19 protein-coding genes are annotated in these 21,876 nt (G+C 69.2%); 10 read left to right on the top strand and 9 right to left on the bottom strand.

Features of this window, described 5'->3' with window-relative positions:
* Positions 1–54: 54 nt before the first annotated feature.
* Entirely contained in the window at positions 55–1,434 is a 1,380-nt protein-coding gene (locus FBY35_RS09645; RefSeq protein WP_142213391.1) for an aspartate aminotransferase family protein, read from the bottom strand.
* Positions 1,419–1,925, bottom strand: coding sequence for an Lrp/AsnC family transcriptional regulator (locus FBY35_RS09640; protein WP_142213390.1), 507 nt, complete (start codon positions 1,923–1,925; stop codon positions 1,419–1,421). Before FBY35_RS09640 ends, FBY35_RS09645 begins: the two co-directional genes overlap by 16 nt.
* 165 nt (positions 1,926–2,090) lie before the next feature.
* On the opposite strand from FBY35_RS09640, the gene FBY35_RS09635 reads away from it, so the two are divergent.
* The gene (locus FBY35_RS09635; protein ID WP_142213389.1) at positions 2,091–3,530 is read left to right on the top strand and encodes a gamma-aminobutyraldehyde dehydrogenase; all 1,440 of its coding nucleotides are present in this window, start codon (positions 2,091–2,093) and stop codon (positions 3,528–3,530) included.
* Between the two features lie 44 nt (positions 3,531–3,574).
* Here the strand turns inward: FBY35_RS09635 and FBY35_RS09630 are convergent, their stop codons facing one another.
* From FBY35_RS09630 to FBY35_RS09615, 4 genes are read right to left on the bottom strand one after another with little or no spacing between them, the layout of a single operon-like run.
* Positions 3,575–4,150, bottom strand: a complete 576-nt coding sequence (locus FBY35_RS09630; RefSeq protein WP_142213388.1) for a TetR/AcrR family transcriptional regulator — start codon at positions 4,148–4,150, stop codon at positions 3,575–3,577.
* The gene (locus FBY35_RS09625) at positions 4,147–4,509 is read right to left on the bottom strand and encodes a DUF1304 domain-containing protein (protein ID WP_142213387.1); all 363 of its coding nucleotides are present in this window, start codon (positions 4,507–4,509) and stop codon (positions 4,147–4,149) included. Before FBY35_RS09625 ends, FBY35_RS09630 begins: the two co-directional genes overlap by 4 nt.
* 57 nt (positions 4,510–4,566) lie before the next feature.
* Positions 4,567–5,274 (bottom strand): glycerophosphodiester phosphodiesterase, encoded by a 708-nt coding sequence (locus FBY35_RS09620; protein ID WP_142213386.1) that lies wholly within the window; start codon positions 5,272–5,274, stop codon positions 4,567–4,569.
* Between the two features lie 21 nt (positions 5,275–5,295).
* Positions 5,296–6,321, bottom strand: a complete 1,026-nt coding sequence (locus FBY35_RS09615; protein WP_142213385.1) for an adenosine deaminase — start codon at positions 6,319–6,321, stop codon at positions 5,296–5,298.
* A gap of 111 nt (positions 6,322–6,432) precedes the next feature.
* Between FBY35_RS09615 and FBY35_RS09610 the strand changes: the two genes are divergently transcribed.
* Positions 6,433–7,128 carry a DUF4190 domain-containing protein gene (locus FBY35_RS09610; protein ID WP_142213384.1) on the top strand — a complete coding sequence of 232 codons (696 nt, stop codon included), beginning with the start codon at positions 6,433–6,435 and terminating at the stop codon, positions 7,126–7,128.
* A 73-nt stretch (positions 7,129–7,201) separates the two neighbouring features.
* On the opposite strand, the gene FBY35_RS09605 is transcribed toward FBY35_RS09610, so the two are convergent.
* On the bottom strand, positions 7,202–7,750 hold the full coding sequence (locus FBY35_RS09605) for an NADAR family protein (RefSeq protein WP_142213383.1): 549 nt from the start codon (positions 7,748–7,750) through the stop codon (positions 7,202–7,204).
* Between the two features lie 175 nt (positions 7,751–7,925).
* On the opposite strand from FBY35_RS09605, the gene FBY35_RS09600 reads away from it, so the two are divergent.
* The 7 genes from FBY35_RS09600 (at position 7,926) to FBY35_RS09570 (ending at position 17,106) form a co-directional block, all read left to right on the top strand.
* A complete protein-coding gene (locus tag FBY35_RS09600) occupies positions 7,926–9,440 on the top strand; it encodes a gamma-aminobutyraldehyde dehydrogenase (protein WP_142213382.1) in 1,515 nt (504 codons plus the stop codon).
* Between the two features lie 50 nt (positions 9,441–9,490).
* On the top strand, positions 9,491–10,738 hold the full coding sequence (locus FBY35_RS09595; RefSeq protein WP_142213381.1) for a PotD/PotF family extracellular solute-binding protein: 1,248 nt from the start codon (positions 9,491–9,493) through the stop codon (positions 10,736–10,738).
* 40 nt (positions 10,739–10,778) lie between these two features.
* Positions 10,779–11,930: an ABC transporter ATP-binding protein gene (locus FBY35_RS09590; protein WP_142213380.1), complete on the top strand. Its 1,152-nt coding sequence runs from the start codon at positions 10,779–10,781 to the stop codon at positions 11,928–11,930.
* A complete protein-coding gene (locus tag FBY35_RS09585) occupies positions 11,927–12,853 on the top strand; it encodes an ABC transporter permease (protein WP_142213379.1) in 927 nt (308 codons plus the stop codon). Before FBY35_RS09590 ends, FBY35_RS09585 begins: the two co-directional genes overlap by 4 nt.
* Positions 12,853–13,650: an ABC transporter permease gene (locus tag FBY35_RS09580; protein WP_142213378.1), complete on the top strand. Its 798-nt coding sequence runs from the start codon at positions 12,853–12,855 to the stop codon at positions 13,648–13,650. Before FBY35_RS09585 ends, FBY35_RS09580 begins: the two co-directional genes overlap by 1 nt.
* A gap of 19 nt (positions 13,651–13,669) precedes the next feature.
* Positions 13,670–15,082, top strand: coding sequence for an FAD-binding oxidoreductase (locus FBY35_RS09575; protein ID WP_142213377.1), 1,413 nt, complete (start codon positions 13,670–13,672; stop codon positions 15,080–15,082).
* A 224-nt stretch (positions 15,083–15,306) separates the two neighbouring features.
* Positions 15,307–17,106, top strand: coding sequence for a chitinase (locus FBY35_RS09570; protein WP_142213376.1), 1,800 nt, complete (start codon positions 15,307–15,309; stop codon positions 17,104–17,106).
* On the opposite strand, the gene FBY35_RS09565 is transcribed toward FBY35_RS09570, so the two are convergent.
* Together FBY35_RS09565 and gabT are read right to left on the bottom strand one after the other, a co-directional pair.
* Entirely contained in the window at positions 17,042–17,857 is an 816-nt protein-coding gene (locus FBY35_RS09565) for a phosphatase PAP2 family protein (protein ID WP_142213375.1), read from the bottom strand. The genes FBY35_RS09570 and FBY35_RS09565 overlap by 65 nt on opposite strands.
* Positions 17,858–17,970: 113 nt before the next feature.
* On the bottom strand, positions 17,971–19,305 hold the full coding sequence (gene gabT, locus FBY35_RS09560) for a 4-aminobutyrate--2-oxoglutarate transaminase (RefSeq protein WP_142213374.1): 1,335 nt from the start codon (positions 19,303–19,305) through the stop codon (positions 17,971–17,973).
* Positions 19,306–19,741: 436 nt separating this feature from the next.
* Between gabT and FBY35_RS09555 the strand changes: the two genes are divergently transcribed.
* Positions 19,742–21,838 (top strand): ATP-binding protein, encoded by a 2,097-nt coding sequence (locus tag FBY35_RS09555; protein ID WP_142213373.1) that lies wholly within the window; start codon positions 19,742–19,744, stop codon positions 21,836–21,838.
* The last annotated feature ends 38 nt before the right edge of the window (positions 21,839–21,876 follow it).

Here is a 21,876-nt window from a genome sequence, read left to right as displayed (position 1 = left end):
CGAAATGAGTGAGGGGTGCCCCGGGCCGGTGGCCGCACGCAGACAGCGTGAAGGCTAGAGCTTCGTCCAGGCCTCCGCGAGAACGCCGCGCAGAACGCCCTCGATCTCGTCGAAGGTCTCCTGCGTGGAGATCAGCGGCGGCGCGAGCTGTACGACCGGGTCGCCACGGTCGTCGGCGCGGCAGTACAGCCCGGCGTCGTAGAGCGCCTTCGAGAGGAAGCCGTAGAGCACACGCTCGGTCTCCTCGTCGGTGAAGGTCTCCTTGGTGGCCTTGTCCTTGACGAGCTCGATGCCGTAGAAGAAGCCGTTTCCGCGGACGTCGCCGACGACCGGCAGGTCGTGCAGCTTCTGCAGGGTGGAGAGGAACGCGCCCTCGTTGTCGAGGACGTGCTGGTTGAGGCCTTCCTTCTCGAAGATGTCGAGGTTGGCCAGGCCCACCGCCGCGGAGACCGGGTGGCCGCCGAAGGTGTAGCCGTGCAGGAAGGTGTTGTCGCCCTTGTAGAACGGTTCGGCGAGGCGGTCGGAGACGATGCACGCGCCGATCGGGGAGTAGCCCGAGGTCATGCCCTTGGCGCAGGTGATCATGTCCGGGACGTAGCCGAACTTGTCGCAGGCGAACATCGTGCCGAGGCGGCCGAAGGCACAGATGACCTCGTCCGAGACGAGCAGCACGTCGTACTGGTCGCAGATCTCGCGGACCCGCTGGAAGTAGCCGGGCGGCGGCGGGAAGCACCCACCGGCGTTCTGCACCGGCTCCAGGAACACGGCGGCGACCGTGTCCGGGCCCTCGAAGAGTATCTGCTGCTCGATCTGGTCGGCGGCCCAGCGGCCGAAGGCCTCGGGGTCGTCGCCATGGATCGGAGCGCGGTAGATGTTGGTGTTCGGCACCTTGTGCGCGCCGGGGACCAGCGGCTCGAAGGGGGCCTTGAGCGCGGGCAGGCCGGTGATGGACAGGGCACCCTGCGGGGTGCCGTGGTAGGCGACCGCACGCGAGATGACCTTGTACTTGGTCGGCTTGCCCGTGAGCTTGAAGTACTGCTTGGCCAGCTTCCAGGCGGTCTCGACCGCCTCTCCGCCACCGGTGGTGAAGAAGACCTTGTTGAGGTCGCCCGGGGCGTGCTGGGCCAGCCGCTCGGCCAGCTCGACGGCCTTCGGGTGGGCGTAGGACCAGACGGGGAAGAAAGCGAGCTCCTGAGCCTGCTTGTACGCGGCCTCGGCGAGCTCGTGACGGCCGTGGCCCGCGTTGACCACGAACAGGCCGGAGAGGCCGTCGAGGTAGCGCTTGCCCTTGTCGTCGTAGATGTAGGTGCCCTCGCCACGCACGATGGTGGGCACGGGTGCGTTCTCGTACGACGACATCCGGGTGAAGTGCATCCACAGGTGGTCGTAGGCGGCTTTGGAGAGGTCCTTGCTCACGGCTATCGGGTTCCCCACATATAGGTCTGCTTCTTGAGCTTGAGGTAGACGAAGCTCTCGGTGGAGCGCACGCCGGGGAGCGCACGGATCCGCTTGTTGATCACTTCGAGCATGTGGTCGTCGTCCTCGCAGACGATCTCCACCATGAGGTCGAAGGAGCCCGCGGTCAGGACCACGTACTCGCACTCGGCCATGGCGGTGAGCGCGTCGGCCACCGGGTCGAGGTCTCCCTCCACCTTGATGCCGACCATCGCCTGGCGTCGCAGGCCCACGGTGAGCGGGTCGGTGACGGCGACGATCTGCATGACGCCCTGGTCGAGCAACTTTTGGACGCGTTGGCGTACGGCCGCTTCGGAGAGACCGACGGCCTTTCCGATCGCGGCGTACGGGCGACGCCCGTCCTCCTGGAGCTGTTCGATGATCGCGAGGGAGACGGCATCGATCGTCGGGGACGATCCGCTGCCGTTCCTGGAGTCTGCGTTTCGACTGGCCACGGGCACACTGTGCACTGCGACTCGTCTGTCCCGCAAGCCCTGAGCGATGAAATTCGTTGTTCGAGGGGTCGAATCTCACTGAATCCGAAGGTGCGGAGGGTCGGGTCTGTCGAAAGCGTCACCCGAGAGCTTAGGGTGGGTGTCTCACCCATCGGACATCTGACAGGAGGGGTGGCAACAGTGACCACCGAGCTGCGTCGTCTGCGCAACTACATCAACGGGGAGTTCCGGGACGCCGCCGACGGGCGGACCATCGAGGTCGTCAATCCGGCCACGGGCGAGGTGTACGCCACGTCGCCGCTCTCCGGACAGGCCGACGTGGACGCCGCCATGGACGCTGCCGCGGCCGCCTTCCCCGCCTGGCGCGACACCACGCCGGCCGAGCGCCAGAGGGTGCTGCTGAAGATCGCGGACGCCTTCGAGGAGCGGGCCGAGGACCTGATCGCGGCCGAGTCGGAGAACACGGGCAAGCCGCTGGGCCTTACCCGTAGCGAAGAGATCCCGCCGATGGTGGACCAGATCCGCTTCTTCGCGGGCGCGGCCCGGATGCTGGAGGGCCGCTCCGCCGGCGAGTACATGGAGGGCATGACCTCCATCGTCCGGCGTGAGCCGGTCGGCGTCTGTGCGCAGGTCGCGCCGTGGAACTACCCGATGATGATGGCCGTCTGGAAGTTCGCGCCCGCGCTGGCGGCGGGCAACACGGTCGTCATCAAGCCCTCGGACACCACCCCCGCGTCGACCGTACTGATCGCCGAGATTATCGGCGCGATCGTGCCCAAGGGTGTCTTCAACGTCCTCTGCGGCGACCGGGACACCGGTCGCGCGATGGTCGAGCACCCGATTCCGGCGATGGCCTCGATCACCGGTTCCGTACGGGCGGGCATGCAGGTCGCCGAGTCGGCGGCCAAGGACGTCAAGCGCGTACACCTGGAGCTGGGCGGCAAGGCGCCGGTCGTCGTCTTCGAGGACACGGACATTCCCAAGGCCGTCGAGGACATCGCGGTGGCGGGCTACTTCAACGCGGGCCAGGACTGCACGGCGGCGACGCGTGTGCTCGTGCACGAGTCGATCCACGACGAGTTCGTCGCGGCGCTGGCGAAGGCCGCGACGGACACGAAGACGGGCGCGCCGGACGACGAGGACGTGCTCTACGGCCCGCTCAACAACGCCAACCAGCTCAAGCAGGTCAGCGGCTTCATCGAGCGGCTTCCGGCACACGCCAAGGTCGAGGCCGGTGGCCACCAGGTCGGCGAGAAGGGCTACTTCTACGCCCCGACGGTTGTCTCCGGCCTCAAGCAGGACGACGAGATCATCCAGAAAGAGGTCTTCGGCCCGGTCATCACCGTCCAGTCCTTCCGGGACGAGGCGCAGGCCCTGGAGTGGGCGAACGGCGTCGAGTATGCCCTTGCCTCGTCCGTGTGGACCAAGGACCACGCGCGCGCGATGCGCATGTCCAAGAACCTCGACTTCGGCTGTGTGTGGATCAACACGCACATTCCGCTGGTCGCGGAGATGCCGCACGGTGGCTTCAAGAAGTCCGGCTACGGCAAGGACCTTTCCGCGTACGGGTTCGACGACTACACGCGGGTCAAGCACGTCATGACGTCGCTCGACGCGTAAGTCCGGTGAACGGGGCGCGGGACCCGGTTTCCCGCGCCCCGTTCTCATGCCGTTCGTGCCACCGGCGTGCGGTGCAAGGCCAGGAGCAGGCACCATATCTGAGCTGCCATCAGCTCCGGGGGCGCCTCGATCGACCCGTGCAGCCAGTCCGCCAGGACGCCCGCGAAGGTCGCCGCCACCGCCGAGGCGATCAGGGGCGCGGACGGGGCTCCGGCCAGCTCGCGCTCACTGCGGCTGCGCTCGCGCAGTTCGCTGTGAAGCAGATCGCCCAGGGGGCCGCTGCCGCCCTCGTGGAGGAGGGTGCGGTAGAGCGCGGCGTGCGGGGCCAGGTCCCTGAAGAAGTCCGTCAGCGCCGGCGGGGGAGCGGCCGGATCCGGGGTGCCGCGCCAGGCGTGCAGGGCGTCCACCGCGTCCCGCACGACCCCGGCGCAGGCGTCGACCGCCAGGGCGTCCAGGTCCGGGTAGTGCAGATAGAACGTGGCCCGGCCCAGGCCCGCCCTGCGGACCAGCGCCGCGACGCTGACCTCCGCGAGCGGACGCTCGGCGCACTCCTCGAGCAGCGCCTCGCGCAGCCTGGCCCGGGTGCGTTCGGCGCGCGGGTCTCCCGTGGGGGCACTCATCGCGCCACCAGCACGGCCGCCAGCGCGAGCGCGCCAGGCAGCGCCTGCGCCACCAGGATGCGCCGGTTCGCCGTGAAGCCGCCGTACAGGCCCGCGACGAGCACACAGCTGAGGAAGAAGACCTGGACGCGGTGTCCCGTCGGATCGGCCGCTATGAGGCCCCAGATCAGGCCCGCGGCGAGGAAGCCGTTGTAGAGCCCCTGGTTCGCGGCGAGCGGGGCGGTCGCGCGGGCCATGTCCGCGTCGAAGCCCGAGAGCTCGCGGCCCGGCCTGCGCTCCCAGAGGAACATCTCCAGAACCAGGATGTAGATGTGCAGCGCGGCGACCAGGCCGACCAGGACGTTTGCCGTTGTGTTCATCGTGGACCCTCAGTTCATGGACAGGTGTCCAGTAAGTATAGACATCCGTCCATGATCTCAGGCCTTGCGGGCAGGAGGGTTCGGCCGTGGGGTGACAACGCTGTGCAGCGCCTCGACGCGGTTGGTGGTGATCGAGTCGACGCCGTAGCGGACCAGCCGTCGCATGCTGCGCCGGGTGTCAGCCACCCAGGCCGAGACCAGCATGCCGTCCCGGTGAATACGGTCCGTCAGCTCCTGGCCGAGCAGGCTGAATCGGTAGTTGAGCCACCGCGGACCCACCGCTTCCAGCAACGTGGGCCGCGGCGGGGCCAGCGACGTCCATGTCATCGCGATCTCGGCCGAAGGATCGGCCGCGCGCACCGCGAGCATGGCGACCGGGCCCGCGCAGTAGTACACCCGCTCACCCGCGCCGCATTCGTGGACGGTGCCCACGATGGTGCGCACCGATGCCTTCGAGGCGCCGGGCAGATCGATCATCACGCGGTGGGTTCCGAGGGCGCTCAGGGCCTCGCTCAGCGAGGGCACCCCGCCGCCGGTGAGCTCGTGCAGCTCGTCCCGGGTGAGTCCGGCGAGGGGCCGGTCGTGGCCCCACAGCCGTTTCAGGGTGTCGTCGTGCAGCAGCACCGGCACGTCGTCGCGGGTGAGGCGTACGTCGATCTCCACCGCGTCCGCGCCCTGTTCGACGGCGGAGAGGATCGAGGGGAGGGTGTTCTCACGGACGCGGTAGGGATCGCCGCGATGGCCAACGACACTGACTCTGCGCATGGGCCCCATTGTCGGGGTCGCTCAGCGCGCGAGCCAGGCTTCTGTGTACTGGTCGATCTCGGCCGCGATCCGCGCCTTGCCGGCCGGGTCGAGGAAGGACGCCTCAACGGCGTTCTTGGCGAGGTCGGCGAGACCGCGCTCGTCCAGCGTCAGCAGCCGGGCTGCGACCGCGTACTCGTTGTTCAGGTCGCTGCCGAACATCGGCGGGTCGTCGCTGTTGATCGTCACCAGCACACCGGCCGCGACCATCTCCTTGATGGGGTGCTGGTCGAGGTCGGCGACGGCGCGGGTGGCGATGTTCGAGGTCGGGCAGACCTCCAGCGCGATCCTCTTCTGCGCCAAGTGGGCGAGCAGCTTCGGGTCCTGCGTCGCGCTGGTGCCGTGGCCGATGCGCTCGGCGCGCAGGTCGTTCAGCGCGTCCCAGATGGTCCCCGGGCCCGTCGTCTCCCCGGCGTGCGGCACTGAGTGCAGTCCCGCGGCGATCGCACGGTCGAAGTAGGGCTTGAACTGCGGCCGCGGCACTCCGATCTCCGGACCGCCGAGCCCGAATGAGACCAGGCCCTCGGGACGCAGGTCCACCGCGAGCCGCGCGGTCTCCTCGGCTGCTTCGAGCCCGGCCTCGCCGGGGATGTCGAAGCACCAGCGCAGTACGACACCGAGCTCGGCCTCGGCCGCCCGGCGGGCGTCCTCGATCGCCGCCATGAAGGCCTTCTCGTCGATGCCGCGGCGGGTCGAGCTGAAGGGCGTGATGGTCAGTTCGGCGTAGCGGATGTTCTGGCGGGCTATGTCACGGGCCACCTCGAAGGTCAGTAGCCGTACGTCCTCGGGAGTACGGACCAGGTCCACGACCGAGAGGTAGACCTCGACGAAGTGCGCGAAGTCGGTGAACGTGAAGTAGTCCGCGAGCGCCTCAGGGTCCGTGGGGACCTTCGAGTCGGGGTGGCGGGCGGCCAGTTCGGCGACGATGCGCGGCGATGCCGAGCCGACGTGGTGCACGTGCAGTTCGGCCTTGGGGAGCCCTGCGATGAAGGGGTGCAGATCGGTCATCGGGGTCCTCCGTGTTCAACGCGCCGCTTGAGTCAGGGATCATCGTAGGGGGCCCGGCCGAGGACAGGGTGAGGGGCCGTAGCATGACGGCGAACCACGATGGGGGAGACCATGTCAGACAACCAAGCCCAGCCGGCGGGCGGCTCCGAGCCCCGCGACCGCGATCCGTGGGCTCCGCCGGAGAGCAGTGCGGCGCAGAACAGGGTGCCGCTGGACAAGCCCGCCGCGCAGCACCCGCCGGCATCGCCGGCGCACGACCAGCAGACCGTCACGTCGATGCCGGGTGCCGGTCCGGTTCCCGATGCGGGCGCTGTGCCGCCGCCCCCGATAGCCCCGGGCGGGCCCGCCCAGCCCGCCGCGGGCCCTTACGGCTATCCCGCGGCCCCGAGCCTTCCCCAGCCCGGCCCCGGCGCCGGTGATCCGTACGGCGGCTACCCCGGGTACCCGGGCTACACCCAGCCGGGCTGGCAGGCACAGCCGGCGAACGGCATGGGTATCACCGCGATGGTGCTCGGCATCCTGTCCATCTGCCTGTTCTGTCTGTACGGAGTCGTGTCGATCGTCCTCGGCGCGCTCGGCCTGATCTTCGGAATCCTGGGCCGCAAGCGGGCCCAGCGCGGCGAAGCGACCAACGGCGGCATGGCGCTCGCGGGCATCATTACCGGCTCCATCGGCATTGTGCTCGGCCTGGTCGTCGTGGGCCTGCTGGCCTGGGGCATCACCGAGGCGATCAACGACGAGCGGAACAGGGACAACGGGTACGACGACTACTCGAACACGCTCGTGCTCGAAGACGCGGCCCACTGACCGGTCGCACCGGTCGCACACCCGGGACGACCGAGCGCACGCCCCGGACCCGGGTCCGGGGCGCAGCCCCCTCTCACCCGCGCTTCCGCAGCTCCTCCCGCGCCTCCATCAGCGCGAACCCCAGCAGATTGAGCCCACGCCAGCGCGTGGGATCCTGCGCCAGCTCGTCGTCCGAGGCCAGCCCGATGCCCCACACCCGGTCGAGCGGGCTTGCCTCCACGAGCACCCGGCCCCCCGTGCCCAGCAGATAGTCGCGCAGGTCGGCATGCTGTCCGAATTTGTGCACACTGCCCGAGCGCACGATCGCGAACCGCTCGCGCTCCCATATCGCGTCGTCGAAACCGCGCACCAGCCGCCCCGCCCGCTTGGCCGCGGCAGGGCTGGTCGCCGTGAGCGCCTGCCGCTCGGCCTCCGTGTCGCCGAAGAGGCGCGCCTTGCCCGCCATCATCCAGTGCTCAGCCGTGGCGTACCGCACGCCGTCGACCACGAACGGTGAGGGCCACCACTGGCTGAGGCAGCTCGGGCCGATGCTTCCGTCCCGCCGCGGCGCGTGCCCCCAGAAGTGCAGATACTTCACTCGCTCGTCGCTGCTGACCTGCCGGATCAGCTCTTCCATCCCCATGCACGCGAGTCTCGCATCCAGCACTGACACTCCGTACGCCCAGAGGTGCCCTGACCCGACACATGGTCGACCGATTCCGTCGCGTAATCAAAAGGCAACAACGGAATCACTTGTTGGAGGAGCCTTGCTCTGTCAGGATCGGCACTCAATTCGAGCTGGAACAACGGAGAGCTTCATGAGCAACCGCTTCCAGGCGCGGGACCGCTACGCGGACGGCGCGCAGTACATCGGCGGGCGGCTGCGGCCCGGCACTTCAGGACGTACGCAGGACATCGTCAACCCTGCCACGGGAGAGACGGTCCACAGCTACGAACTGGCAGCCACCGCCGACGTCGACGCTGCCGTCGCCGCTGCCCGCGATGCGTTCCCCGGGTGGGCGGGTGCCACCCCGGGCGAGCGCTCCGACGCCCTGCACCGCTTCGCCTCCGTCCTCGCGGAGCAGTCCGCCGACTTCGCGTACGCCGAGTCCCTCCAGTGCGGCAAGCCGATCCGGCTCACCACCGAGTTCGACGTCCCGGGCACCGTCGACAACACGGCCTTCTTCGCGGGCGCCGCGCGCCATCTCCAGGGGCAGTCGGCCGGTGAGTACAGCGGTGACCACACCTCGTACGTCCGCCGGGAGCCGATCGGAGTCGTCGGCTCCATCGCTCCCTGGAACTACCCGCTGCAGATGGCTGCCTGGAAGGTCCTTCCGGCCGTCGCGGCGGGAAACACCATCGTTCTCAAGCCCGCCGAGATCACCCCGCTGACCTCGCTGATGTTCGCCGAGGCAGCCAAGGCGGCCGGCATCCCGGACGGGGTTGTCAACGTCGTCAACGGCGCGGGCAAAGACGCGGGCGAGCATCTCGTCGGGCATCCCGAGGTCGCCATGACCTCCTTCACCGGCTCCACCCCCGTGGGCAAGCGCGTCGCCGAGATCGCCACCGCCACCGTCAAGCGGCTGCATCTGGAGCTCGGCGGCAAGGCCCCCTTCGTGGTCTTCGACGACGCAGATCTAAAGGCCGCGATCCACGGCGCGGTCGCCGGTTCGCTCATCAACTCCGGGCAGGACTGCACGGCCGCCACCCGCGCCTATGTGCAGCGGCCGCTGTACGACGCTTTCGTCAGCGGTGTCGCCGATCTGATGGCGGGCGTCCGCCTCGGTGACCCCCTCGATCCCGCCACCGACCTCGGCCCGCTCGTCTCGCACCTCCAGCGAGACCGGGTCGCGGGCTTCGTCGACCGGGCCCGCGCCTACGCCACCGTCGTCACCGGCGGCGAGTCCCCCGGCGGTGACCTGGAGAAGGGCGCCTACTACCGGCCCACCCTCGTCGCGGGCGCCGCCCAGGACAGCGAGATCGTCCAGTCCGAGATCTTCGGCCCGGTCCTCGTCGTCCTCCCCTTCGACTCGGACGACGAAGGCATCGCGCTGGCCAACGACACCCCCTACGGCCTCGCCGCCTCCGCCTGGAGCCGCGACGTGTTCCGCGCGAACCGCGCCACCCGCGAGATCAAGGCGGGGTGCGTCTGGGTCAACGACCACATTCCGATCATCAGCGAGATGCCCCATGGCGGATACAAGGCCTCCGGCTTCGGCAAGGACATGTCGGCGTACTCCTTCGAGGAGTACACGCAGGTCAAGCACGTGATGTTCGACAACACCGCGGTAGCCAGGAAGGACTGGCACCGCACCATCTTCGGCGACCGATAGCCAGCCCACCGCCGCACGAGCGGCGGCACCATCCCGAAAGGGCACAGCGCATGGATCAGCACGAGCCGGACGTCCTGTCCGATGCCCAACTGGCGGCAATGCGACGCAGTATCACCAGCGGCCGGGGCGCCCTCAGTCGCCGTTCGATGCTGCGCGCCGGCGGTATCGGCGCGCTCACCATCGGCGGCCTCGCCTCCTTGAGCGCCTGCGGCATCCCGCCCGCGAAGCGAGAAGGACAAGGAGCGGTCTCGGACGACCACTCCTCTGCGGAGAAGCGGATCAACTTCTCCAACTGGACCGAGTACATGGACGTCAGCGAGGACGAGAAGCACCGTCCCACGCTGGAGCAGTTCACCAAGCGGACCGGGATCAAAATCAAGTACACGGAGGACATCAACGACAACGTCGAGTTCTTCGGCAAGATCCAGCCGCAGCTCGCCGCGGGCCAGGACACCGGCCGCGACCTGATATGCGTCACCGACTGGCTGGCCGCCCGGATGATCCGGCTCGGCTGGGTGCAGAAGCTCGATCCCTCGCTGCTTCCGCACGCGTACGCGAATCTCTCCCCGCAGTTCCGCAGTCCCGACTGGGACCCGGGCCGCGCCTACTCCTACCCGTGGACCGGTATCTCGACCGTCATCGCCTACAACGTCAAGGCGACCGGCGGCAAGAAGGTCGACTCCGTCACGCAACTCCTCGACGACCCCACGCTCAAGGGCCGGGTCGGCTTCCTCACCGAGATGCGTGACTCGGTCGGCATGACCCTGCTCGACATGGGCAAGGACCCGGCCAAGGTCAACGAAGCCGACTACGACGCGGCGATCGGCCGGCTCCAGAAGGGCGTCGACAAGAAGCAGATCCGGCGCTTCACCGGCAACGACTACACCTCGGACCTGGACAAGGGCGACATCGCCGCCTGTCTCGCCTGGGCCGGTGACCTCATTCAGCTCCAGGTCGACAACCCCGACATCAAGTTCGCGATCCCGGCCGCCGGTTATATGACGTCCTCGGACAATCTGCTGGTCCCGGCGAACGCCAGGCACCAGCAGAACGCCACCCGCCTGATCGACTACTACTACGAGCTCCCTGTCGCCGCCCAGCTCGCCGCATACATCAACTATGTGTGCCCGGTCGAGGGTGTCGCCGCCGAACTCACCAAGATCGACAAGTCGCTTGCCGAGAACACGCTGATCCTCCCGGACAAGGCCATGGCCGCCAAGTCCCACGCCTTCCGCTCGCTCAGCAGCGCGGAGGAGAAGGCGTACGAAGAGAAGTTCGCCAAGCTCATCGGCGCCTGACCTGCCCCTGCTCCCCTCGACACCACTGGGACCGCGACCCATGACTGAAAAGACAGAGGGCGGCGACGTCCGCCTCTCCGGGATCGGCAAGACCTTCGGCAGCTTCACGGCCGTCCACCCACTCGACCTGACCATCCCGCAGGGTTCGTTCTTCGCCCTGCTCGGTGCTTCCGGCTGCGGAAAGACCACCACCCTGCGGATGATCGCCGGTCTTGAGGACCCGAGCACCGGAACGGTGTTCCTCGGCGACAAGGACGTCACCGGCCTTCCGCCGTACAAACGCCCCGTCAACACCGTCTTCCAGAGCTATGCGCTCTTCCCGCACCTCGACATCTACGAGAACGTCGCCTTCGGACTGCGCAGGCGCGGCATCAAGTCGGTGAAGAAGCAGGTGGGCGACATGCTCGACCTCGTCGAGCTCGGAGACTTCGCCAAGCGCAAGCCGCACCAGCTCTCCGGCGGCCAGCAGCAGCGCGTCGCCGTGGCCCGCGCCCTGATCAACCACCCCCAGGTGCTCCTCCTCGACGAGCCCCTCGGCGCCCTCGACCTCAAGCTGCGCCGCCAGATGCAGCTGGAGCTCAAGCGCATCCAGACCGAGGTCGGCATCACCTTCGTGCATGTCACCCACGACCAGGAGGAGGCCATGACCATGGCCGACACGGTCGCGGTGATGAACGGCGGACGGGTCGAGCAGCTCGGTGCGCCCGCCGAGCTCTACGAGAACCCGCAGACCACCTTTGTTGCCAACTTCCTGGGCACCTCCAACCTCATCGAGGCCGAGGTCGCATCCAACGGCGGCGGCGAGGTCGTCGTCACGGCCGCCGACGCCAAGCTGCGGCTGCCCGCCCAGCGCTGCGCCACCCAGCCCCGCACCGGCGGAAAGCTGCTGGTCGGTGTGCGCCCGGAGAAGATATCGCTCGCGCACGCGGACGACGCGGGCACGATCAACGACGGCCGTAACCGGTTCACCGGCAAGATCGCCGACTCCAGCTTCATCGGCGTGTCCACGCAGTTCGTCATCGACAGCCCGGTCTGCCCGGAGCTGGAGGTGTACGTGCAGAACATCGAGCGGGACCCGCGCCTGGTGCCCGGCGCCGAGGTCGTCCTGCACTGGAACCCGGAGCACACCTTCGGCCTCGACGCCGCCCAGGACATCGACGCCGGTGTGGAGACGGTGGAGGAGACGCCATGACCGTCACCGAGGCACCGCCCGCCTCGCCCGTCGCCGAGCCGGTCGTCCACAAACCGTCCGTGCGCCGCAAGCTGGTCCCGTACTGGCTGCTGCTGCCCGGCATCCTGTGGCTGGTCGTCTTCTTCGCGCTGCCGCTGGTCTACCAGGCCTCGACATCCGTGCAGACGGGTTCCCTCGAAGCCGGCTTCAAGGTCACCTGGCACGTCCAGACCTACTGGGACGCGCTGAACGAGTACTACCCGCAGTTCCTGCGCTCGGTCCTCTACGCCGGAACGGCCACGATCCTGTGTCTGCTGCTCGGCTACCCGCTGGCGTACCTGATCGCGTTCAAGGCGGGCCGCTGGCGCAACCTGCTGCTGGTGCTGGTCATCGCACCGTTCTTCACCAGTTTCCTGATCCGCACGCTCGCCTGGAAGACGATCCTCGCGGACGGCGGCCCGGTGGTGAACGTGCTGGACAGCGTCGGCTTCCTGGACGTCACCAGCTGGCTCGGCATGACCGAGGGCAACCGGCTGCTCGCCACCCCGCTCGCGGTGGTCTGCGGTCTGACGTACAACTTCCTGCCATTCATGATCCTTCCGCTGTACACCTCGCTGGAGCGGATCGACCCGAGGCTCCACGAGGCGGCCGGAGACCTGTACGCGAAGGGGTCCACCACCTTCCGCAAGGTGACCTTCCCGCTCTCCATGCCCGGTGTCGTCTCCGGCACCCTGCTGACCTTCATCCCGGCCAGCGGTGACTACGTGAACGCCGAACTGCTCGGCTCCACCGACACCAAGATGGTCGGCAATGTCATTCAGTCGCAGTTCCTGAGGGTGCTCGACTACCCGACCGCGGCCGCGCTGTCGTTCATTCTCATGGCGGTCGTGCTGATCATGGTCACCGTCTACATCCGCCGGGCCGGAACGGAGGACCTGGTCTGATGCGCTGGATACGGAAGAACCTTGTGGTCATCGCGGGGCTGCTCACGCTCGCGTACATGATCCTGCCGAACATCGTTGTGATGGTGTTCTCGTTCAACAAGCCCGCCGGCCGGTTCAACTACTCCTGGCAGGAGTTCTCCACCGACGCCTGGGAGGACCCGTGCGGGGTCGCCGACATGTGCGGCTCGCTCTCGCTCTCCCTCCAGATCGCGCTGTGGGCCACCATCGGCGCGACCGTCCTCGGCTCGATGATCGCCTTCGCGCTGGTCCGCTACCGCTTCCGGGCGCGTGGCGCGGTCAACTCGCTGATCTTCCTGCCGATGGCGATGCCCGAGGTCGTCATGGCCGCATCCCTGCTCACGCTCTTCCTCAACCTGGGCGCGGAGCTGGGCTTCTGGACCATCCTCATCGCGCACACCATGTTCTGCCTCAGCTTTGTGGTGGTCGCGGTCAAGGCGCGTGTGCTGTCGATGGACCCGCGCCTCGAGGAGGCCGCGCGCGACCTCTACGCGGGACCTGTGCAGACCTTCGTACGGGTCACGCTGCCGATCGCCGCTCCCGGCATCGCGGCCGGCGCGATGCTCGCGTTCGCGCTCTCGTTCGACGACTTCATCATCACCAACTTCAACTCCGGCAACACCGTCACCTTCCCCATGTTCGTGTGGGGCTCGGCGCAACGCGGCACGCCCGTCCAGATCAATGTCATCGGCACGGCGATGTTCGCCATCGCCGTGCTGATCGTGGCCGGCGGCCAGATCATCAGCGGCCGGCGGAAGAACAGCGCCTTGTCCAAGTAGCTCCGAAGGAGTGGAAACCATGGCCCCAGCTGCCATGACCTTTGCCTCATCACTCTCCGACGCCCAGCCCGTCTCCTATTGGCTGGACGACCCCGCGAAGCCCGGGGCACTGCCGGCACTGACCGGCGACGAGCACTGCGACCTCCTCGTCGTCGGCGGTGGATACAGCGGACTGTGGACCGCGCTGCTCGCCAAGGAGCGCGACCCCGGGCGGGACGTCGTACTGATCGAGGGGCGCGAGGTGGGCTGGGCCGCCTCGGGCCGCAACGGCGGCTTCTGCGCCGCATCGCTCACCCACGGCCTGGGCAACGGACTCGCCCGCTGGCCGGGGGAGATGGCGAAGCTGGAGGAGCTGGGCGCCCGCAATCTCGACGCCATCGAGGCCGCGGTCAAGGCGTACTCCATCGACTGCGACTTCGAACGCACCGGTGAGATCGACGTCGCCACCGAGCCCCACCAGACCGAAGAGCTGCGGGAGATGTACGAGGAGGCGACGCAGCTCGGCTTCACCGGCCTCGAACTCCTCGACCAGGACGCGGTACGGGCCGAGGTGAACTCCCCGACCTTCCTCGGCGGACTGTGGGACCGGCGCGGTGTCGCGATGCTGCATCCGGCCCGGCTCGCCTGGGGTCTCAAGCAGGCCTGCCAGGACCTCGGTGTACGGATCTACGAGAACACCACTGGACAGCAACTCGCCTCGTCCGGAACGGGGATGGCCGTCCGCACCCCCTACGGCCGGATCTTCGCCCGCCAGGTCGCGCTCGGCACGAACGTCTTCCCGTCCCTGGTCAAGCGGGTACGCGCGTACACCGTCCCGGTCTACGACTACGCCCTGATGACCGAACCGCTCAGTCCGGAGCAGCTCGCCGCGATCGGCTGGAAGCGACGGCAGGGACTGGGCGACAGCGCGAACCAGTTCCACTACTTCCGGATCACCGCCGACCACCGCATCCTCTGGGGCGGCTACGACGCGATCTATCCGTACGGCGGCAAGGTCAGCGCCGAGATGGACCACCGGCCCGAGACCTATCTGAAGCTCGCCGCCCACTTCTTCCGCTGCTTCCCGCAGCTTGAGGGGCTGCGCTTCAGCCATGCCTGGGGCGGTGCGATCGACACCTGCTCGCGCTTCTCGGCCTTCTTCGGAACCGCGCACGGCGGCAAGGCCGCTTATGCGGCCGGGTACACGGGTCTGGGCGTCGGCGCGACCCGCTTCGGCGGGGAGGTCATGCTCGACCTGCTCTCCGGGCAGCCGACTGAGCGCACGGAACTGGAGATGGTGCGCAGCAAACCGCTGCCGTTCCCGCCGGAGCCCGTCGCCTGGGCCGGTATCGGACTCACCAAATGGGCGCTGGCCAGGGCGGACGCCAACGGGGGCCGCCGCAATCTGTGGCTGAAGGCGATGGACCGGCTCGGCCTCGGCTTCGACAGCTAGAGATTCGACGGCTGGAAATTCGACAGGATTGGCGGCCGAAACCCGCGTCATTCTCCGCGTCCACCCCGCTCTCCCCCCTGTACGCACTTCTGCGTACAGGGAAGGGAGGCCGGGGCGGCGGGGGAGTGAAGGGCCCGGGCGCAGTCAGAGGTCTTGACAACCTGATTGGTCTGGACCATGTTGAGCGGCGCCCCCACTCAATCCCCCCATGCCCGGAGGCAGTTGTGGACCGCACCAGACTTCCGGCCGCCCTTTCGGCGGCCGCCCTCGCCATCAGCGGACTCGTTGCCACCGCGGCCTCGGCCGGAGCGGCCGACACCGAACTCGCGCGCAACGGCGGCTTCGAGACGGGCCTCGACGGCTGGAGCTGCACGGCGGGCAGCGGTGTGGTGGTCAACTCGCCGGTCCACAGCGGCAGCTCCGCACTCAAGGCCACCCCTGCGGGCAGCGACAACGCCAAGTGCAGCCGGACCGTCAGCGTCAAGCCCAACTCCGACTACACGCTCAGCGGCTGGGTTCAGGGCAGCTATGTCTACCTCGGCGCATCCGGCACCGGCACGACTGACGTCTCCACCTGGACGGCGTCGGCGCCGAGCTGGCAGAAGCTCTCGACGAGCTTCCGCACCGGCGCCTCGACCACGTCGGTGACCATCTACACCCGCGGCTGGTACGGCACCCCCGCGTACGCCGCCGACGACCTCTCCCTGCTCGGCCCGGGCGGCGACCCGGTCCAGGCACCGGCCGCCCCCACCGGCCTGACCGCCGGATCCCCCGGCTCCACCTCGGTCCCGCTGAGCTGGTCCCCGGTCTCCGGCGCCACCGGATACAACATCTACCGCGGCGGCACCAAGGTCCTGTCCGTCAGCGGGACTTCGGCCACCGTCACCGGTCTTGCCCCATCGACCTCGTACAGCTTCCAGGTCGCCGCGACGAACAGCGCCGGTGAGTCCCCGAAGTCCGCAGCCGTCAGCGCGACGACCACCCGCGGCGGCAACCCCGGCACCGGCCTACCCGCGCACGCCCTCGTCGGCTACCTGCACGCAAGCTTCGCCAATGGCTCCGGCTACACACGCATGGCGGACGTGCCCGACTCCTGGGACATCATCAACCTCGCCTTCGGCGAACCGACCTCCGTCACATCGGGCGACATCCGCTTCAGCCTCTGCCCGGCCTCCGAGTGCCCGAACGTCGAGTCCGTCGCCGACTTCAAGGCCGCCGTCAAGGCGAAGCAGGCAGCGGGCAAGAAGGTCCTGATCTCCATCGGCGGCGCCAACGGCCAGGTGCAGCTGAGTAGCACGGCCGCCCGCGACACCTTTGTCTCCTCGGTCTCGAAGATCATCGACGAGTACGGCCTCGACGGCCTGGACATCGACTTCGAGGGCCACTCGCTGTCGCTGAACACCGGCGACACGGACTTCCGCTCCCCGACCTCGCCTGTGATCGTCAACCTGATCTCGGCGGTCAAGACCCTCAAGGCCAAGTACGGCTCCGGCTTCGTCCTCACCATGGCCCCGGAGACCTTCTTCGTGCAGCTGGGCTACCAGTACTACGGCTCGGGCCCCTGGGGCGGTCAGGACCCGCGAGCCGGTGCCTACCTGCCGGTCATCCACGCCCTGCGCGACGACCTCACGCTGCTGCACGTCCAGGACTACAACTCGGGCTCGATCATGGGCCTGGACAACCAGTACCACTCGATGGGCGGCGCCGACTTCCACATCGCCATGACCGACATGCTGCTGACGGGCTTCCCGGTCGCCGGTGACACCGCCAGGGTCTTCCCGGCCCTGCGCCCCGAGCAGGTGGCGATCGGGCTGCCCGCCTCCACCCAGGCGGGCAACGGCCACACCGCGCCCGCCGAGGTGAACAAGGCGCTGGACTGCCTGACGAGGAAGGTGAGTTGCGGCTCGTACCAGACCCATGACAGCTGGCCGTCCCTGCGCGGCCTGATGACCTGGTCGGTCAACTGGGACCGCTACAACCAGTGGGAGTTCTCGAAGAACTTCGACGCCTACCCATGGAGCTGATCAGCAGCAGCGCCCCGCCCAGGCAGCAACTGGCCAGCACGTCCAGGGGCCAGTGGTAGCCGCGCAGCATCAGGCCGATGCCCGTCGCCACCGTCAGCAGGACGGCGGCGGGCATCAGCCGCACCGATACGAGCAGTGCCGCGCCGCAGTACGCGACCATCGCGGTCGCCGTATGACCCGACGGGTAGAAGCCGACCGCCTCGGTGAGCGGGCCCTGCCGGTCGATCAGCGCCTTCAGCGGAACGACGAGCGCGGGCACGGCGGCCATGGCCAGTGCGGCACGCAGGGCCTCGGCCCTGCGGCGCTGCCCCAGGGCGTACGCGATCGCCGTGGCCAGGACCGGAAGGGCGACCTCCATGCTGCCGAGGTCTGCGAGCAGCTCGGTCAGCGCCGGGCGGCCGTGGCCGGCGATTCTGAGTTCGATGCGCTCGTCCACGTACCGCAGCTGCCCGTCTGTGACCACCTGCCAGGTGATCAGCGCGAAGAGAGCGACGCAGAGCGTCAGAAGGGCGCCAGGAGTCAGAAAAGGAGAAGCCGACCGCCTCGGAACAGGGGGGGTGGTTCCGAGTCGGCCGGCCGGACCGGTGTACCGCGCGCCCCGGGGGGTTTGGGGCGGGCGGCCATCCGATCGGTGAGGAGTTCCGGAGCCGGAGGCTCCAGTGGTGTGCGCGAGGGCACGACCAGGACGAGGCTGGGGAGGCTCCGTCCCGGGGTCGCCCGCAGTCCCCTGCGAGCGGGGTGTTTCTCTCATCTGCAGAAACCGTACGGTAGGCGCAGGGGGACCGACAGGCGGATCTACATCCCGCCATCGGCCCCCCACAGAGTCTTCACATGCCCCCGCCGTTACCGCCGGTCAGACCTCTGTCAGACGCCCGCGAACGCCTGCTCGATGATGTCCAGACCCTCGTTGAGCAGGTCGTCGCCGATCACCAGCGGAGGCAGGAAGCGCAGCACATTGCCGTAGGTGCCACAGGTGAGGACGAGCAGACCCTCGGCGTGGCAGGCCTTGGCGAGCGCGGCGGTCGCAGCCGGGTTCGGCTCCTTGGTGTCCCGGTCCTTGACCAGCTCGATCGCGATCATCGCGCCGCGGCCGCGGATGTCACCGATGATGTCGAACTTCTCGGCCATCGCGCCGAGGCGGCTCTTCATGACCTGCTCGATGTGCTTGGCCCTGCCGTTGAGGTCGAGCTCCTTCATGGTCTCGATCGAACCGAGCGCACCGGCACAGGCGACCGGGTTGCCGCCGTACGTACCACCGAGGCCGCCCGCGTGCGGGGCGTCCATGATCTCGGCGCGGCCCGTGACCGCGGCGAGCGGCAGACCGCCCGCGATGCCCTTGGCCGTGGTGATCAGGTCGGGGACGATGCCCTCGTCCTCACACGCGAACCACTGGCCGGTGCGGCAGAAGCCGGACTGGATCTCGTCCGCGACGAAGACGATCCCGTTGTCCTTCGCGAACTGCGCGATCGCGGGCAGGAAGCCCTTGGCCGGCTCGATGAAGCCGCCCTCGCCGAGGACCGGCTCGATGATGATCGCGGCGACGTTGTCGGCGCCGATCTGCTTGTTGATCATGTCGATGGCCTGTGCGGACGCCTCGGCACCGGCGTTCTGCGCACCCGTCGGCCAGCGGTAGCCGTACGCCACGGGCACCCGGTAGACCTCGGGCGCGAACGGCCCGAAGCCCTGCTTGTACGGCATGTTCTTGGCGGTCAGCGCCATCGTGAGGTTCGTGCGGCCGTGGTAGCCGTGGTCGAAGACGACGACCGCCTGGCGCTTGGTGTACGCGCGGGCGATCTTGACCGCGTTCTCGACGGCCTCGGCTCCGGAGTTGAACAGCGCGGACTTCTTCGCGTGGTCACCCGGGGTCAGCTCGGCGAGGGCCTCGGCGACCTCCACGTACCCCTCGTAGGGCGTGACCATGAAACAGGTGTGGGTGAAGTCGGCGAGCTGCGCGGAGGCGCGGCGTACGACGGCCTCGGCGGAGGCGCCGACCGAGGTCACGGCGATACCGGAACCGAAGTCGATGAGGCGGTTGCCGTCGACGTCCTCGATGACACCGCCCCCGGCGCGGGCGGTGAAGACGGGCAGCACGGACCCCACACCGCCGGCGACCGCGGCGGTACGGCGGGCCTGCAGCTCGATCGACTTGGGCCCGGGAATGGCGGTGACGACGCGGCGCTCCTGCGGGATTGCGGTCATGAGGGGCTCCTGGGGGTGCTGTGGACGCTAGTTCTCTTTCTCCGCAGGCTAGGCGCGGGGGAGGGGAGCGGGCATGCGCCGTTCGGGAGTGTTGGGGGTGTGTCGTTGTCCGCGCCGGACATAGGCGGGTCCGCCCCGGACCCGGCGCGCGGACCCCACGAGGCGGCTGTGTCTTCCCGGGGGGCGTCCCCCGGACCCCCGGGAGATGCCCGCAGGGGGGCGAACCAGTGCTGTGTCTTCCCGGGGGGCGACCCCCGGACCCCCGGGAGAGACCCACAGGGCGGGGCGAACCAGTGCTGTGTCTTCCCCGGGGGGCGACCCCCGGACCCCCGGGAGAGACCCACAGGGCGGGGCGAACCAGTGAACTACCCCCTGCGGGGCACTAGATTGACGGGTGCACAGAGAGCGGGCCTGGCTGGTCAGGGGGCAGCAGTTCATGGATTCCGAAGGCACATTCGACGCACGCGGCACACGGTCCAACCCGGTGCCACGGCCCGCGGGGCCACCTGCCGTGCCCGGGATTCCGGCCGTCCCAGGCCATGCCCCGACCACCCGCCCCGCCGTCGTCGACTGGCTGCGCACCCCACGCCCGGCCGCCGAGCCCGGTGTCTGGCGGCTCGGCCACCGCGCCAGGCCCGAGGAGGAGCCCGAGCTCGTACCGGCCCGGCGGCTCTTCACGGGCGCCGTCATCGCGCTGCTCAGCGGCTGGCTGCTGTGGTCACTGCTGTGGAACGGCTACCTCGGCCGCTACTGGATCTGGCCGCTGCTCGTCCTGACCCCGGACTCCTGGCGCTCCGACCCGCCCACCTGGGCCACTGCCAGCTACGTCTACTACGCCGTCGTCGGCGGCGCCATCCTGGTGTTCTTCGCCCGGATCGGCCACGTGCCGGAGATCTGGCAGCGCTATGTGCGCCGCGGCGACAAACCGGTCACCGCCCCGCCGCCGCGGCCCGATGCCGACCCCGCCGACTGGCCCGATCTGCGCTCCGCGGGGCTCGTCGACGTGGCGCAGAGCCTCGCCGAGGCCACCCGCTCGGGCGCGCTCGGCGATGTGGACTACGCGCGTATCCGACGCGCCTGGCAGGGCGTGCATGCCCGGCCGGACCGGCTCGTCGCGTTCACCGACACCGTGCGCAAGCACGGCGCCGCCGCCTGCGCGCATCCCTCCGGCGTGCGCGACCTGCCCCTGCGCACCGCCACCCACGATCTGGCCACCGCCCAGGTCAAGATCGGCACCGCCGTCGACGACGAACGCAACCCCTACGCCCGCCGCACCACCGGCGTCGCCCTCGAACCCGCGCTCCTCGGAACCTCGCTGCTCGCCGTCGGCCCTTCCGGGTCGGGCAAGAGCGTGCGGCTCGTACGGCCCGTCGTCGAGTCCCTGTGTCTGCTCGCGCTCGCCAACCGCGCCGCTGCCGTCGCCGTCACGGCCTACGGCACCGGCCTTGCCCCCGACGACGCATTCGATCTCGTCATCGGTGTCGGACGGCCCGACTCCACTCATGACCTCGATCTCTACGGCGGCACCGAGGACCCCGACGAGGCCGCCCGGGTGCTCGCCGAGGCGCTGGTCGGGGATCTCGCAGCCACTTTGCCCGGCGGCGACAGCAGGCGCGCCGCCACGGCGCTGGCCCAGCTGATCGGGCCCTACCAGTGCGTGCACGGCCACTTCCCGGCCGTACCCGAGCTGCGGGACCTGCTCGGCGGCGCGCCCGCTGCCATGGGCGCGCTGCGCACAGCCCTGGAGGCGGCCCAAGAGGCGGCCCAGCTGCGTGAACTGGACGCCCGCGAACGGCAGTCGGCCCGCGCCGACGACATCGGTGTCCTGCTCGCCGAGCGCATCGCCTTCCTGGACCGGCCCGCGTTCGCGCGGTTCTTCCGCACCGACGGCGCCGGCCGGCAGTTCTCGCTGCGCGCCATCGAGCACCCGCTGCGGGTCCGCATCGACCTGCCCGAACGCGGCCACGCCGAGGCCTCGCGGATCGTGGCGCGCCTGGTGCTCGCCCAGTTCAACGAGGCCGCGCTGACCCGCTCGGACCGCTCGCTCTTCGCCTGTCTCGTCCTCGACGACGCGACGCACACCGTGACCGCCGACTCCGTGCGCGCGGTCCAGCGGCTGCGCTCCGCCAACGCCGGTGTGGTGTTCGCGCTGCGCACGCTGGAGGACGTGCCGGAGCCTCTGCGCGGCCCGCTGCTCGGCGCCGTCGGCTGCCGGATGGCGTTCGCCGGGCTCGCGCCCTGGGACGGGGGCCGGTTCGCCGAGGTCTGGGGCACCGAGTGGGTGCAGACCCGGGACGTCACCAACCGGCAGATCATCTCCGACGAGCCCCTCACCAAGGCGCTGCACATGATGCGCCGCCTGGTCACCGGCAAGGCGGCCACGGCCGAGGCGGTCACGGTCCGCGAGGTCGAGCGGGCTCGCTGGTCCGCCTCCGACCTGGCGCACGCCGTGCCCGCAGGGCATGCGGTGCTCTCTCTGACAACCGTACGGGGCGAGCACGCGCCGCCCCTGCTGGTGGATCTGCGGACCTGAGCCGGACCTGAGCAGATCCCCGGACTGCTACGCCCTGG

The sequence above is a fragment of the Streptomyces sp. SLBN-118 genome, from assembly GCF_006715635.1.
Taxonomy (GTDB): Bacteria; Actinomycetota; Actinomycetes; order Streptomycetales; family Streptomycetaceae; genus Streptomyces.
Note: the sequence above shows the minus strand (reverse complement) of the source record. Positions and strands in the feature narration are given on the sequence as shown.